Source organism: Lysobacter antibioticus (assembly GCF_001442535.1).
GTDB lineage: Bacteria > Pseudomonadota > Gammaproteobacteria > Xanthomonadales > Xanthomonadaceae > Lysobacter > Lysobacter antibioticus.
The window spans coordinates 3727847-3742690 of the sequence record NZ_CP013141.1 but is presented as its reverse complement, the minus strand read 5'-3'; the positions used below and the strand labels follow the sequence as shown (position 1 = coordinate 3742690).

Below are 14844 nucleotides of genomic sequence, written 5' to 3'. Positions count from 1 at the left end.
CCCGCCGCTTTAGTGGCGGAAGCTTTTGGCGTTTGATCTAGCTTCTACAAAAAACATCAAGCAAGAGCAGAGCTTCCGTCCGCTAACGCGGCCGGGTTACTTTCTTTTGCTAAGCCCAAAAGAAAGGTAACCAAAGAAAAGGGCTCTCCTTGCAAGGGCACAGGCCACGAGTGCGATGCTGTCGCCGGGATTTTTCGATAAGACGTCCCTGTCTTATCGAAAAACGGCGCACGTCCTGTGCGCCGCCCTCCGGGTCTCCACTTGACCGGCAAAGCGGCAAAGCAGATCAAAATCTCGGCAACGGCAACGGCAACGGCAACGGCAACGGCAACGGCAGATGCCGTAGTTCAGGCCCACTGGCCCCACCCCGCATATCGTGGCGACGACGGGTCTTGGCTACACTGCGCCCATGTCCGAAGACACCGCCGCTTCCGAATCGCTGGGCCTGTTTCCGCTGCACACCGTACTGGTGCCGGGCGCGGCGCTCGGCCTGCGGGTGTTCGAGCGGCGTTATCTGGACCTGGTGCGCGATTGCGGCCGGCAGGGGCGCGGTTTCGGTGTCTGCCTGATCATCGACGGCAACGAGGCCGGTGCGCCGGCCACGGCCGCGGCCTACGGTACCGAGGCGGTAATCGAGGATTTCGGCACCGGCGACGACGGCCTGCTGACCTTGCGTGTACGCGGCACGCGCCGCTTCCATGCCGGGCGCGTGCGGGTGCGCGACAACGGCCTGCAGGTCGCCGAGGTGCAGTGGCGCGCGCCGGAACCGATCGAGGTCGTGCGGCCCCAGCATTCGCTGCTGGTCACCTTGCTGGAGCATCTGCTCGAACAGATCGGCGGCGAGCATGCCAAGGCGCCGCGTTCGTGCATGGACGACGCGGCCTGGGTCGGCTGGCGCCTGACCGAACTGTTGCCGCTGTCGTCGACCCAGCGGCAGGCGCTGCTGCAGATGGATGGGCCGCATCAGCGCCTGGATCACCTGCTGACGGTATTGCCCTAAGCCCGGGTTTCCAGGCGTGATCGATCGGCGCCGCGCACAGACGGGCGCCGATCACGCGGCAAACTCACGGCGCCGGGTCGGTACCCGGCACTCGATACTGCGATTGCAGACGCAGCACGCGCGTACCGTTCTTCGGGTGCGCCTGCTCGATCATGGTGAAGCCGGTCAGTGCCTTGCGTACTTCGGCATGGGCGCGGCCGTCGTCGGACTGTGGCAGCCACAACGCGGCGGCGTTGAAGGGCTTGTTCAAGCGCAGGGTCTGGGTGGTGCCGACCCACAGCGGCGTGCCGTCGGACAGCACCGCCGGCGCCGGCCACAGACGCAGGGCGTATTGCACGTCCGGGCTCGGCCCGTCGCGCAGCATCAGCAGCGCTTCGGCCTGCGCATCGAGCGTCGCCGGCAGCACGATCTGGTCGCGCGGCGGCGCGTCGTCGTCGAGCAGCGCGATCGTCGCCAGCCAGTTGGCCTGTTCCTGCACGCGCCAACCGTTGGCTTCCAGGCTCGCGCGCAGCGGCGGCAAGGGGCCGGCGATCTGGATGTCGAGCGGCCAGCGCTGGCGCACGTCGCTCTCGTTGCGTTGCGCCGGCAGCGTCGCCCAGTCGCTCTTCCACCACGGCCCGGCTTCGAGCACGGTGGTCGGCGTGGCGGCGGCGAACTTCGCCAGCAAGGCGTCGGCCGAGCGCGGCGCATGCCACAACGCGGCGGCGACGAAGACGGTATAGAACAGCCAGGCCAACGGCCGCATCCAGAACGAGCGCGCGACGTGGCGGCGATAGGCGATGCCGAGCAGCAACAGCCAGACGATGCCGAACAGGGTGCCGCCGACCAGATCGCTGGGCCAGTGCGCGCCCAGGTAGAGGCGGGCGAAGCCGACCAACGTGGTGACCACGCCGGCCAGCAGATAAGGCCATACGCGTTGCCGGCCCGGCAGTTCGCGCGCGATCAGCACGGCGAAGAAGCCGAACACGATCGTGGTCATCGTCACCGCGACCGAAGGAAAGCCGAAGCCGGCCGGCGCGGTCGGCGGGCGCGGCATGTCGATCGCCGCTTCCAGCAACGAAGTCAGGGCGAGGCCGAACACGATCGCGCCGACCCAGTGCGCCGCCGCCATCCAGCGCCGGCGCCAGGCCAGGTAGATCAATACTGCGAGCGAGGCCGGGCCGAGCACGGAGGCATCGCCCAGGCTGGCCAGCCCCGCCATCAAGCGGTCGGCGAGCGGATTGCGCAAGGTCCACATGAACTCGTGGACGCTGTGATCGATCGCCAGTGGGCCGCCGCTCGCGAGTAGGGTGGCGAGCAGGGTGAACCAGATCCAGCTGATCCCGAGCAGGCACACCGCCAGCATCACCAGCGAGGCCGATTCCGGTCGGTTCGGATCGATCAGGGCCGCGGCGTAGCGGCCCAGGCGCGGGTGCGCGCGGGTCCAGCGCAAGGCGCGTGCGAGCAGGTTGTTGGCGTGCGAGGCGAACCAGCGCCAGGTGTAGAGCACCGTCGCCCAGACCAGGGCGACTGCGACCAGCAAGGCGCCGAGCACGATCGCAAGGCGATCGGCGACCGCGGCGACCGCGTCGTAGGAGGCGCCGAGCACCCAGCCGGGTGCGAGGAACAGCGCCGACCAGACCAGGCAGGCGCCGAAGCTCGGGATCGCGTAGCGCTTCATCGGCATCTTCAACATGCCGGCGATCGCCGGCACGAACGGCCGCACCGCGCCGACGAAGCGCGCGATCACGATGCTCTTGCTGCCGTGGCGGCGGAACAGGCCTTCGCCGCGGTCCAGCCATTGCGGATAACGCGAGAACGGCCAGCGCTGGCGTAATTGCGGCCCCCAGCGGTAGCCGACCCAGTAGCTCAGGCCGTCGCCGGCGAAGGCGCCGAGGGTCGAGCAGACCAGCGCATACGGACCGCTGATGTGGCCGAGGCCGACCAGGGTGCCGACGGCGAACAACAGGGGCAGGGCGGGCACCACGATGCCGACGATGACCAGGGCATCGCAGAACGCGATCAAGAAGATCACGATGCCTGCGGCGATCGGATTGGCCGCGATCCATGCGGTCGCGCTTTCTAGCCAGGCAGGTTCCATCGGCCGATTATAGGCAGCGATGTCTGTTGCGCGGATGACTGCCCGCGCTTGACGACAGGTCATGACCTACGGCACTGCCTGGGGGCGGGAATGGGGAATAGGGAATCGAGAATCGTAGAGCGCTTGTCCTGCCTCGGCCGATGCATTCGCCTGTCCCGATTCCCGATTCCCGATTCCCGATTCCCGATTCCCGATTCCCGGCCCGGCTACACTGGCGGCATGTCCTGTGATGTCATCGAAGTCGCCGCACTCAAGGCCGACAGCTTCGGCCGTATCGCCCTGATGCGCGATAGCGACGGCCTGTTCGTGCGCCGCGACCTGGGCCACGTGCCGTGGTGGTTGCGTCTGCCGGCCTGGTGGCTGGCGCGGCGCGAGGCGCGCGCGCTGCAGCGCGTCGACGGCCTCGAGGCTACCCCGCAGTTGCTGCGTTGGGACGGGCGCCGGCTCGATCGCAGCTACCTGGACGGCGCCGCCATGTACCAGCGCCCGCCGCACGGCGACCTGGCCTACTTCCGCCAGGCCCGGCGCCTGTTGCAGCGGCTGCATCGGCGCGGTCTGGCCCATAACGACCTGGCCAAGGAAGCCAACTGGCTGGTGCTGGTCGACGGCCGCCCGGCGATCATCGATTTCCAGCTCGCGACCCGCGGCGACCCGCGTTCGCGCTGGATGCGCCTGCTCGCGCGCGAAGACCTGCGCCATCTGCTCAAGCACAAGCGCACCTATTGCCCGCAGGCGCTGACGCCGGTCGAACGGCGCGTGCTCAAGCGCCATTCCTGGTTGCGCGAACTGTGGTTCGCGACCGGCAAGCCGGTCTACCGCTTCGTCACCCGGCGCATCCTGCATTGGGAAGACAACGAGGGGCAGGGGCCGAAGCCCTGACGGCCGGGATTCGGGAGTCGGGAATCAGTATCAGGGATTTGGGATTCGTTGAAACCGCGAGGCGATCAGGCGAGGCCGTGTCGACCTCGACCTCGGCCTCGCGCGCGGACGGCTTCCGTACGCACAGGCCGCGCAAGCGCATGGTGCACCCGGTCCGCTACGATCCGTCGATACGGCCGCACCGTCGCGGAACACGAACTCGCAGCGTCGTCGCTGAGTTGGCATTCCGCGCATCGGTCGCATCCTCTGTCCAGCGCAGGGCTTCCGCTCGGGAGCTCGGCGTCCGCCCCCCAGGAGCTTCCATGAGCAGCTTGTCCGGCAAGACCATCTTCATCACCGGCGCCTCGCGCGGCATCGGCCGCGAGATCGCGCTGCGCGCCGCGCGCGACGGCGCCAACATCGCCATTGCCGCCAAGTCCTCGGTCGCCAATCCCAAGCTGCCGGGCACGATCCACAGCGTCGCCGCCGAAGTCGAGGCTGCCGGCGGCCGCGCGCTCGCGCTCAAATGCGATATCCGCGAAGAAGACGAGGTCAACGCTTCGGTCGCCGCGGTCGTCGACACCTTCGGCGGCATCGACATCTTGATCAACAATGCCAGCGCGATCTGGTTGCGCGGCACGCTCGACACACCGATGAAGCGTTTCGACCTGATGCAGCAAGTGAACTCGCGCGGCAGCTTCCTGTGCGCGCAGGCCTGCCTGCCCTACCTGCAGCAGGCCGCGAACCCGCATATCCTGACCCTGGCGCCGCCGCCGAGCCTGGACGTGAAGTGGTGGGCACCGCATACCGGCTACACCTTGGCCAAGATGGGCATGAGCTTCGTGACCCTGGGCCTGGCCGGCGAATTCGGCCCGCAGGGCATCGCCGTCAACGCGCTGTGGCCGCGCACGATCATCGCCACCGATGCCTTGAACCTGATCCCGGGCATCCCGATGGACCGTTGCCGCAAGCCGAGCATCGTCGCCGACGCGGCGCATGCGGTGTTGGTGCGCCCGGCGCAGGGTTTCTACGGTCGGTTCCTGATCGACGAAGAAGTACTTGGCGAGGCCGGGGTGACCGACTTCAGTGAATACGCGGTGGATGCGAGCAAGCGGCCGCTGCCGGATTTGTTTCTCGATTGATGGCGTTCTGAGGGGGCGGCGCAGTGCGCTGTTCTCCGCCAGTGTCCAGGGTGGGAGCGGCGTCCTACTGGATTTCCTTCGGTCACAAGCCGCGACCACGGGACGCGTTGAGCCAGCAAGGCAGATGGGCCATCCATCGATGCGGCGAACTTTCGCGAGGGTAGGAGCGGCGCAAGCCGCGACCGCGCTGCGACGGTTTTGCGGCGCAACGCTCAAGCAAGATCCGGATCCGGATCCAGATCCAGATCCAGATCAAACGCTAAGAGCTTTCGCCACTAAAGCGGCGGGTTACTTTCTTTTGTCATAAGCAACAAAAGAAAGGTAACCAAAGAAAAATGCTTTTCTTTGAGTCAAGGGCCCGCACGAGCGATGCATGCGCGGGGTTTTTTCATACGGGACATCCCTGTCCCGATGAAAAACGGCCCGCATCCTTGCGGGCCGCCCTCCGGGTCTTCGATTGCCTTCGCTAGTGCGTGGCTGCGCACAGCAACAGCAGAATATCTACGGCAACGGCAACGGCAACGGCAACGGCAACAGAAATTTCCGGTCACCGCTGCCTCGGGCTCCCATCCGAAGCCGCCGCGCTCATTGTTTCGGTTGCTTCAACGCGTCCGCCAACGAATACAGCAGATCGACATAGAACTGTTCGGTCTGCACCAGGCCGGCGATCTTCGAGCCTTTCAGCGGTTCGATCACCATGTATTCGTTCGGCGCATGGGCGCCGCTGCCGTGGCCCAGGCCGCCGGCGATCATCGGCAGGCCCAGGGTCTGGGTGAAGACGTAGTAGGGTGCGCTGCCGCCAATGCGCGGGGCGACGGGCGGGGTGAAGCCGTGTTTGCGGTAGGTGCCGATCGCGGCGCGCGTCAGCGGGGCTTCGACCGAGGTCTGCGCCGGCGGGTAGCCGGAAAGCTTGCGGATCTCGATGTCGTCGAAACCCTTGGCGTCGAGCTGTTTGCGGATCAGCGCCACCGCTTCGTCGGGGGTCTGGTCGGGCACCAGGCGCGAATCGACCTTGGCCACGGCACGGTGCGGCAGGATGGTCTTGACGCCTTCGCCGGTGTAGCCCGCGACCAGTCCGTCGATGTTGAGGGTGGTGTCGAACAGTTCGGCCGCGCTGGCGTCGCGGTCGTTGCGGCCGTTCTTCCAGCGCGCCGCGGCGAAGGCGTCGAGTTGTTTCTGGGTGTCGCCGGCGCGCTTGGCGACCAGTCCGTTGAACAGACGCTGTTCCTCGACGTTCGGCGCTCGGATCGCATCGCGATAGCCGGGCACGGCGATCTCGCCGTCGGGCGTGGTCAGGGTGGCCAGGGCCTGCACCAGGCGCCAGCTCGGTGAGTCGAGCTTGGCGGCGAGCGAGCCGTGCACCTCGCTCTTCTGCGGGCCGCCGGTCTTGGCATTGCCCTTGGCTTCCAGCTCCAGGTACAGGATGCCTTTCACGCCGAGGAACATCGACGCTTCGCCGTCGCGGTCCTGGGTGTTCATCGGGAAGAACACGCCATCGGCCTTGCGCAGTTGCGCTTCGTACTTGGCGACGACTTCGGGGTAATGCGGCGAGCCCAGTTCTTCCTCGCCTTCGGCCAGCACGATCAGGTTGACCGGCGGTTTGCCGCGCACCTGGATCACCGCGTCGAGCGCATTGAGGAAGGCGCGTTGCGGGCCTTTCTGGTTGGTCGCGCCGCGCGCCATCAATACCTTGCCGAGCTTGGGGTCGTCGACGAGGGCGCCGTCGAAGGCGTCGACCTTCCAACCGGTGGGTTCGATCGGCTGCACGTCGTACATCATGTAGACCACGAGCGTGTGTTCGGCGCCGGCATCGTAATAACCGTAGACGCCGGGGTGGCCGGTGGTCGGCACCAGGGCGGTATCGCGGAAGCCGAGTTTCTGCAGGTCGCCGCGCAGCAGTTCGGCCATCGCGTCGATGCCCTTGTCCTGGGCGCTGATCGAAGGCTGCCTGACCCAGCGCTGCAACTGGGCGAGGTCGGCCGCACGCTGTTTTTGCAGATGCGCATAGACATCGGCGTAGTCGCCGGTGAAAGCGGGCACCGAAGCGGCGTCGAAGACGGCGGTTTCGGTGATCGCGATTTTCGGCGGCGCGGCGCCGGCCTGGGCCAGGACCACGGCGAGCACGGCGGGAAGCAGACGGACGGTGCGGCTACGGCGTGAACTCATGACGTTTCCTCATCGAAGAAGAGCATGGAGTGTCCGGCGTCGTGCCTTCGCAGCGCCGGCGCGTTGGCCAGGGTCGTTGCGAACCGCGCCGGATGGAAGTGCCGCGAGGGTGTCGCGGTGCCGCGATCCGTGGGTCCGGCCATGCCGCCGGCGTGGATCCCGATTAGGCCCGCTGCGCCGGCGATGGCGGGCCCGGCCTCGGCCGCCGGCGCGTTGTCGGCCGGTCGGTCGGCAAGCCGCGAGGCCGCCCGACCGCCCGGGTGGGCAGCCTGGGGCGTCATCCGCCGCCGCTGCGTGCGCCGGCACGATGCGCGACAATGGCGGTTCTTCTTCCTCGACCGCGACCGCCGCCCGCATGGACACCGCCTCGCTCTACGCCCTTTCCGAGCGCTATTACCTGCCCGTCTACCGCCCGCGCCGGATCGTGCTCGATCACGGCAAAGGCTCGCGCGTGTGGGACCTGGACGGACGCGAGTACGTCGACTTCGGCGCCGGCATCGCGGTCAACGCGCTCGGCCATGCGCATCCGGCGCTGATCCAGGCGCTGACCGAACAGGCCGGCAAGCTCTGGCATACCAGCAACGTCTTCATCAGCGAGCCGCCGCTGCGCTTGGCCGAGCAGCTCGTGTCCGCGGCCGGTTTCGCCGAACGCGTGTTCCTGTGCAACTCCGGCGCCGAAGCCAACGAGGCGGCGATCAAGCTCGCGCGCAAGTGGGCGACCGCGCAGGGCCGCGAGCCCGAGCGCCGGGTGATCCTGAGTTTCCGCGGCAGCTTCCACGGCCGCACCCTGGCCGCGGTCACCGCGACCGCACAGCCGAAGTACCACGAGGGCTTCGAGCCGTTGCCGCCGGGTTTTCGCTACAGCGATTTCAACGATCTGGCCGCGGCCGAAGCGGCGATGGCCGCGGGCGACGTTTGCGCGGTGCTGGTCGAGCCGGTCCAGGGCGAGGGCGGGGTGACGCCGGCCACGCAAGAGTTCCTGAGCGGCCTGCGCGCCTTGTGCGATCGCCACGAAGCGCTGCTGATCCTCGACGAGATCCAGTGCGGCATGGGCCGCAGCGGGCGTCTGTTCGCCTGCCACGGCTACGAGGTCGTGCCCGACGTGGTGACGCTGGCCAAGGCGCTCGGCAGCGGTTTCCCGATCGGCGCCATGCTGGTCGGCCCGAAAGCCGCGCAGTCGATGCAGTTCGGCGCCCACGGCACCACCTTCGGCGGCAATCCGCTGGCCGCGGCGGTCGCAGGCGCGGCGCTGCGCGAGTTGAATTCGCCTGAGCTGATGGCCAACGTCGAGCGCCAGGCGCAGGCGATCCGCGCCGGCCTCGCCGGGCTCGATAGCGAACTCGGCTTGTTCTCCGAAGTGCGCGGGCGCGGCCTGATGATCGGCGCGCAGTTGCGTCCCGAACACGCCGGCAAGGCCGGCGAGATCCTCGACCGCTGCATCGAGCACGGCCTGTTGGTGCTGCAAGCCGGGCCGGACGTGCTGCGCTTCGTGCCGGCCTTGAACATCGGCGACGAAGATGTCGCCGACGGGCTCGCGCGCCTGCGCGCGGCCCTGCTGCAGTTCCTCGGGCGTTGATCCGGGCGCGATGAGCGACTGCATCTTCTGCGCCATCCTCGCCGGCCGCGCGCCGGCGAGCCGGGTGTACGAGGACGAGGTCGCGGTGGCCTTCATGGACCTGCGCCAGGCGGTCGAAGGCCACGTCCTGGTGGTACCGCGCCGGCACATCGAGGACATTTACGCCCTCGACGAAGCCACCGCGGGGCATCTGATGGCGATCGCGGTGCGCATCGCCAAGGCCTTGGCGGCGCAAGTCCGGCCGGCCGGGCTCAATCTGTGGCAATCCAACGGCGAAGCCGGCGGCCAGGAAGTGCCGCACCTGCATCTGCACGTGCAGCCGCGCCGCCAGCACGACGGCGTCTTGCGCCTGTACCGCGATGGTTTGCCGGCGCCGGCCGATCGCGCGGCACTGGACCGGTTGGCCGAGCGCATCGCCCGCCATCTCTAGCGATTACCCATCGAAACCGCGTCGGTATCGCCTTTGCAGGCAGTCCGGCCGGGGCCGGGTCTTTACGGTTCTTCACTAAACGATAATAATTCTCGTTTGCTTTAGACCCCGGAGCCCCCGTATGTCCTGCAGCCGTCACGTCCCGGCGCCCCTCGCCCTGGCCATTGGTTTTTGCCTGAGTTTCCCGGCCCTGGCCGAGAGCCCGGATGCCGCCGCCGACCAGGCCAAGACGCTCGACCACATCGTCGTCCAGGGCGCGTCCATCGGCTACAAGGCCGGCAACGCCAGCACCGCGACCAAGACCGACACGCCGATCTCGGAGACCCCGCAGGCGATCACCGTGGTCACCCGCGAGCGCATGACCGACCAGGGCGCCTTGAACGTGCAGGACGCATTGAACTACGCCGCCGGCGTGCGCTCGGACGCGTACGGCCTGGACTCGCGCGGCGACTGGACCCTGATCCGCGGCAGCTCGCCGCAGGAATACCTCGACGGCTTGCGCAGCAACTTCAACTACTACACCAGCTCGGCGCGTACCGATCCCTACATGCTCGAGCGCATCGAAGTGCTGCGTGGCCCGTCCTCGATGCTGTTCGGGCAGGGCAGCACCGCCGGCGTGATCAATCTGGTCAGCAAGCGCCCGCAGGCGCAGGCGCAGCGCGAAATCGGCGTGCAACTGGGCAGCTTCGACCGCCGCCAGGTCAACGCCGATTTCACCGGGCCGCTGACCGCCGACGGTACCTGGCTGTATCGCATCGTCGGTGTTTACCGCGACAGCGAAACCCAGGTCGATCACGTCGACGACGACCGCCGCCTGATCGCCCCTTCGCTGACCTGGAAGCCGAGCGAAGACACCTCGCTGACCCTGCAACTGCGCTGGCAGCAGGACCGCACCGGTTCGACTTCGCAGTTCTTCGGCTGGAGCGGCTTGCTGGCGCCGAACCCGAACGGGCGCGTCCCGGCCAACCGTTTCATCGGCAATCCCGGCGATCATTACGACACCGATCGCACCAGCGCGGGCTGGCTGTTCGAGCATCGTTTCAACGACAACTGGACCGTCCGCCAGTCGTTCCGCGCCGCACGCAACAAGGTCGACTACGCCAGTCTGTACGGCGATCCCTTCAGCGCGCCGCTGAATCCCTTCATCGACGCCGGGCAACGGGTCATCAACCGCGAAGGCTGGTTCGCCCACAACCGGGTGCGGATGCAGAACCTCGACCAGCACGTCGAGGGCCGCTTCAAGACCGGCGCGGTCGAACACCAGATGCTGCTCGGCCTGGATGCGGTGCGGTTCAAGCAGGAGGAAGCGCAGTTGTTCGACGGCTCGCCCTCGCGCGGCGGCACGGTGCCGCCGATCGACATCTACAACCCGGTCTACACGCCGTACACGCCGCCGCCGTTCGGCCCGGCGGTCAACAGCAGCCAGCGCCAGGTCGGCGCCTATCTGCAGGACCAGATGCGTATCGGCGATCACTGGATCGTCGTCGCCGGGCTGCGCCACGATCGCGCCAAGAACGGCCTGGTCGGCGCCGCCGACGAGACCTCCAACGCCACCACCAAGCGCCTGGGGGTGATGTTCCACGACTGGGCCGGCTGGTCGCCGTACCTGAGCTACAGCGAGTCCTTCACCCCGGTGGCCGGCACCAACGCCCTCACCGGCGCGCGTTACAAGCCGCAGAAGGGCGAGCAGATCGAAGCCGGCCTCAAGTTCGAACCGGCCGGGCGCGAGCTGAGCTTCACCGCCGCGACCTACGAACTGCGCGAAGAAAACCGCTTGGTGCCCGATCCGGCCAACCACAACACCAACGTGCAGGCCGGCAAGACCAAGGTCAGCGGGTTCGAGCTCGAACTTACCGGCAGGGTGACTTCCAACTTCGACATCACCGCGCACTACAACTATCTCGACAACGACAAGCAGCTCGAAGCCACACCGCGCCATCAGGCGGCGGTCTGGGGTAAGCAGCGTTTCAGCGTCGGCGGCCGCGACGGTTTCGCCGCCGGTTTGGGCCTGCGTTACATGAGCGCCTTCGACAGCCCGCCCGCGCCGACCACGCCCTCGGTCACCCTGGCCGATGCGATGGTGTCGTTCGAGACCGGCGCATGGCGTTGGGCGCTCAACGTCAACAACCTGACCGACAAGCGCTATTTCAGCATCTGCATGGGCCGAGGCGACTGCTGGTTCGGCGCCCGTCGCAATATCGGCCTGAGCGCCACGTTCACTTTCTGATCGCCATGAAGAACAAAGGGCCGGCGCGTCGCCGGCCCTTTCGTTTGCGCGTTCGCTGCGGCGAATGGCACTAACCGCGACTCGCCCACATCCCGTGCCATCCTCTCTTTGAAAAGAGGGGGTAAGGGGGGATTTGCTCTTGCCCCCCCCGGACGCCTTACAGCGTAGCGAACGTCGCCCGAGCCGCTTCGATGGTCTCGGCGATTTCCGCCTCGCCATGCGCGCTCGACACGAAGCCGGCCTCGAACGCCGACGGCGCCAGATACACGCCGCGCTCGAGCATGCCGTGGAAGAAACGGTTGAAACGCTGGGTGTCCGAGCCGAGGGCATCGGCGAAGCTTTCGACCGGGCCTTCGCGGAAATACAGGCCGAACATGCCGGGCGCACGGGTGGTGTGGAAGGCGATTCCAGCGGCTCTCGCCGCGCTTTCCAGGCCATCGCAGAGCGCGTGGGTGCTGCGTTCCAAGGCATCGTGGAAGCCCGGCGCCTGGATCAGTTCCAGGGTCGCCAGGCCCGCGGCCATCGCCACCGGATTGCCGCTGAGCGTGCCGGCCTGGTAGATCGGGCCGCTCGGCGCGACCTGGCTCATCAGGTCGCGGCGACCGCCGTAGGCGCCGACCGGCATGCCGCCGCCGATGATCTTGCCGAAGGTGCTCAGGTCCGGAACGATGCCATAGCGCTGCTGCGCGCCGCCAAGGGCGACGCGGAAGCCGGTCATGACTTCGTCGAAGATCAACAGCGCGCCGTACTTCGTGCACAGTTCGCGCAGATGCTGCAGGTAGCCGTCGCGCGGCAGGATGCAGTTGGCGTTGCCGACGATCGGCTCGATGATCAAACCGGCGATTTCGTCGCCGACTTCGTCGAACAGGGCGCTCGCGGCATCGAAGTCGTTATAGGGCAGGGTCAGGGTCAGGTCGGCGAGCGCGGACGGCACGCCCGGCGAATTCGGCAGGCCCAAGGTCAGCGCGCCGCTGCCGGCCTTGACCAGGAAACTGTCGCCGTGGCCGTGATAGCAGCCCTCGAACTTGACGATGCGCGAGCGCCCGGTCGCGCCGCGCGCCACCCGGATCGCCGACAGCGTCGCTTCGGTGCCCGAATTGACCATGCGCACCATCTCGCAGCTCGGCACGATGCGGGTGATCGCTTCGGCCATCGTCACCTCGAGTGCGTTCGGTACGCCGAAGCTGAGGCCGTGACGCATGGTCTCGGCGACCGCGGCCAGCACCTGCGGATGCGCATGGCCGGCGATCATCGGGCCCCAGGAGCCGACGTAGTCGATATAGCGGTTGCCGTCGACGTCGTAGAGATAGGCGCCTTGGGCGCGTTCGGCGAAGAACGGTTCGCCGCCGACCGACTTGAAGGCGCGCACCGGCGAATTGACGCCGCCGGGCAGGAGTTCGGACGCGCGGGTGAACAGCTCGTGGGAGCGGGTGTTATTCATGGGGGGCTTCTTCGAAACAGGAAAGGTAGGCGTGCACGGCGGCGGCCGGGTCGGGCGCATCGAACACGCCGCTGATGACCGCCAGCAGATCGGCGCCGGCATCGACGAGCGAACGCGCATTGTCCGGGGTGATGCCGCCGATCGCCACCCGCGGCAGGCCGAGCGCCGCCGCTTGCGTCAGCAACTGCGGCGAGGCCCGTCGCGCATGCGGTTTGGTCGGCGAGGGGAAGAAGGCGCCGAAGGCGACATAGCTGGCGCCATGGGCCGCGGCGCTGCGGGCGAGTTCGATCTTGTCGTAGCACGAAGCACCGAGGATCGCAGCGGGGCCGAGCGCGGCGCGGGCGGTGCCGAGCTGGCCGTCGTCCTCGCCCAGGTGCGCGCCGTCGGCGCCGATGTCGGCGGCCAGGCGCCAATCGTCGTTGACGATCAGCGGCACGCGATGGCGCCGGCATATCGCCAGCAAGGCCGTAGCTTGCTGCCGGCGCAGGGCGGCGTCGGCGGATTTGTTCCGGTATTGCAGCCACTGGGCGCCGGCCGCCAGCACGGTCTCGACTCGTGCCGACAAGCGGCCGGTGTCGGCTTCGTCGGGCGTGATCGCGTACAGACCGCGGCGCGGCCAAGGAGAATTCATGCTTCGGCTTCCGTCGGGGAGGGCGGGGTGTGACAATGCGCGTCCCGCAATCCCCGCATTATCCGCCCATGTCCGAGATCGCCGCGACCACCGCCTACCGCACCTGGATGTGCGTCGTGTGCGGCTTCATTTACGACGAAGCCCAGGGGCTGCCGGAAGAGGGCCTGGCCCCGGGAACGCGATGGGCCGACGTGCCGGACACCTGGACCTGCCCGGATTGCGGGGTGACCAAGGACGATTTCGAGATGATGGAAGTCTGAGGCGCCGCTGCGCGGGCGTTTCGTCCCGGCGGATGGCCGGCTCCGGCCGGTTTCAGTCACTTCTTGGGTGTCCTTCCCCGCGTGAAGGCGCCCGTTACATAGGCATCCCGCATCGCGGGGCCGCCCAGGCCGGCGTGATCCCACCGCCCGTCTTTATTCGATACCCGGCCCGAACTGCAGCTTGGCGCCGTCGCGCAGGTTCAATCGAGCGGCCTGGCCGGCATTGAGCTCAAGCACGTATTTCGCCGGCGCATCGCTCGGATAGGGCGGGCAGGCATCGCCGGCCGAGCACGGCGGCACGTCGCGGCGTTGCGAGACCAGTCGCTTGCGGGCATCGAAGTAGAGGATGTCGAGCGGGATCCGGGTGTTCTTCATCCAATAGGCGAGCGGCTGTTCCCTCTCGTGGACGAACACCATGCCCCGGTCGGCGGCCATCTCGTCGCGGAACATCAGCCCGCGCGCCCTGGATTCATCGTCGGCGGCCACTTCCACCGTATAGCGGCGGCCTGCGAGTTCCACCCAGGAATCGCCGGCATCGGCGGCGCAGCCTGAAACGAGCAGACTCAGGCCAACGATCGCTATACGTAGCGTCGACATCGCGCTCATCCCTGCGCTTGGACAATGCCCACGAACATCATCGCAGCGGCCTGCGCGCGTCAATGCGAGCGCTGTGAAATTCTTTTCGTGATCCTCTTCCCAATGCGTATTCATGTATGCATAATGCGCGGCCCCGCTGAGCAGATGCATCGCACGGCGGGGACGCGCAGAAAGAGCGGTTTCGACAGGTGTTGACGGTCTGAAACATTGCTGTAAGATGCGCGGCCCGCTGACCGGTTTGTGAGGTTGGCGGGGCGCAGAAAGCGGCGGTTTCGATAAGTGTTGACGAGTCGAAAACATGCTGTAAGATGCGCGGCCCGGTGAGACGGAAGCTTCGGAAAAACGAAGCGGACGACGAGTCGGGAAGCAGCAAAAAGTTTCGCGGACAGGTGTTGACGTTCACGAAAACTGCTGTATAGTGTGCGGCTCGCTCGGG

Annotated in this window: 12 protein-coding genes; 7 read left to right on the top strand and 5 right to left on the bottom strand. The window is 67.3% G+C overall.

Translation table 11 applies throughout. From position 1 onward, the window contains the following. Positions 1–409 precede the first annotated feature (409 nt). The gene (locus tag GLA29479_RS15180; RefSeq protein WP_057972070.1) at positions 410–1000 is read left to right on the top strand and encodes an LON peptidase substrate-binding domain-containing protein; all 591 of its coding nucleotides are present in this window, start codon (positions 410–412) and stop codon (positions 998–1000) included. Between the two features lie 64 nt (positions 1001–1064). Here the strand turns inward: GLA29479_RS15180 and GLA29479_RS15175 are convergent, their stop codons facing one another. Further along, positions 1065–3080: a bifunctional DedA family/phosphatase PAP2 family protein gene (locus GLA29479_RS15175; protein ID WP_057972069.1), complete on the bottom strand. Its 2016-nt coding sequence runs from the start codon at positions 3078–3080 to the stop codon at positions 1065–1067. Between the two features lie 219 nt (positions 3081–3299). Between GLA29479_RS15175 and GLA29479_RS15170 the strand changes: the two genes are divergently transcribed. Together GLA29479_RS15170 and GLA29479_RS15165 are read left to right on the top strand one after the other, a co-directional pair. Beyond that, positions 3300–3959 carry a protein kinase family protein gene (locus tag GLA29479_RS15170; protein WP_057919089.1) on the top strand — a complete coding sequence of 220 codons (660 nt, stop codon included), beginning with the start codon at positions 3300–3302 and terminating at the stop codon, positions 3957–3959. Positions 3960–4261: 302 nt separating this feature from the next. Further along, complete coding sequence (locus GLA29479_RS15165; protein WP_057972068.1) at positions 4262–5080, top strand: SDR family oxidoreductase; 819 nt, start codon at positions 4262–4264, stop codon at positions 5078–5080. A gap of 585 nt (positions 5081–5665) precedes the next feature. Here the strand turns inward: GLA29479_RS15165 and GLA29479_RS15160 are convergent. Next, on the bottom strand, positions 5666–7246 hold the full coding sequence (locus tag GLA29479_RS15160; RefSeq protein ID WP_057972067.1) for a M20/M25/M40 family metallo-hydrolase: 1581 nt from the start codon (positions 7244–7246) through the stop codon (positions 5666–5668). Positions 7247–7601: 355 nt separating this feature from the next. On the opposite strand from GLA29479_RS15160, the gene GLA29479_RS15150 reads away from it, so the two are divergent. The 3 genes from GLA29479_RS15150 (at position 7602) to GLA29479_RS15140 (ending at position 11479) form a co-directional block, all read left to right on the top strand. Beyond that, a complete protein-coding gene (locus tag GLA29479_RS15150; RefSeq protein ID WP_057920194.1) occupies positions 7602–8822 on the top strand; it encodes an acetylornithine/succinyldiaminopimelate transaminase in 1221 nt (406 codons plus the stop codon). Between the two features lie 10 nt (positions 8823–8832). After that, positions 8833–9252: an HIT family protein gene (locus GLA29479_RS15145; protein ID WP_057919087.1), complete on the top strand. Its 420-nt coding sequence runs from the start codon at positions 8833–8835 to the stop codon at positions 9250–9252. 121 nt (positions 9253–9373) lie between these two features. Continuing rightward, complete coding sequence (locus GLA29479_RS15140) at positions 9374–11479, top strand: TonB-dependent siderophore receptor (protein WP_057972065.1); 2106 nt, start codon at positions 9374–9376, stop codon at positions 11477–11479. Between the two features lie 157 nt (positions 11480–11636). On the opposite strand, the gene hemL is transcribed toward GLA29479_RS15140, so the two are convergent. Next, the gene (hemL, locus tag GLA29479_RS15135; protein ID WP_057919085.1) at positions 11637–12920 is read right to left on the bottom strand and encodes a glutamate-1-semialdehyde 2,1-aminomutase; all 1284 of its coding nucleotides are present in this window, start codon (positions 12918–12920) and stop codon (positions 11637–11639) included. Beyond that, positions 12913–13551, bottom strand: coding sequence for a thiamine phosphate synthase (gene thiE, locus GLA29479_RS15130; RefSeq protein WP_057919084.1), 639 nt, complete (start codon positions 13549–13551; stop codon positions 12913–12915). The genes hemL and thiE overlap by 8 nt, the downstream gene beginning before the upstream one ends. Positions 13552–13619: 68 nt before the next feature. Between thiE and GLA29479_RS15125 the strand changes: the two genes are divergently transcribed. Next, positions 13620–13811: a rubredoxin gene (locus GLA29479_RS15125; RefSeq protein WP_031374068.1), complete on the top strand. Its 192-nt coding sequence runs from the start codon at positions 13620–13622 to the stop codon at positions 13809–13811. A 153-nt stretch (positions 13812–13964) separates the two neighbouring features. Here GLA29479_RS15125 and GLA29479_RS15120 read toward each other — a convergent pair whose 3' ends face one another. Then, the gene (locus GLA29479_RS15120) at positions 13965–14408 is read right to left on the bottom strand and encodes a DUF192 domain-containing protein (RefSeq protein WP_057973216.1); all 444 of its coding nucleotides are present in this window, start codon (positions 14406–14408) and stop codon (positions 13965–13967) included. Between the last annotated feature and the right edge of the window lie 436 nt (positions 14409–14844).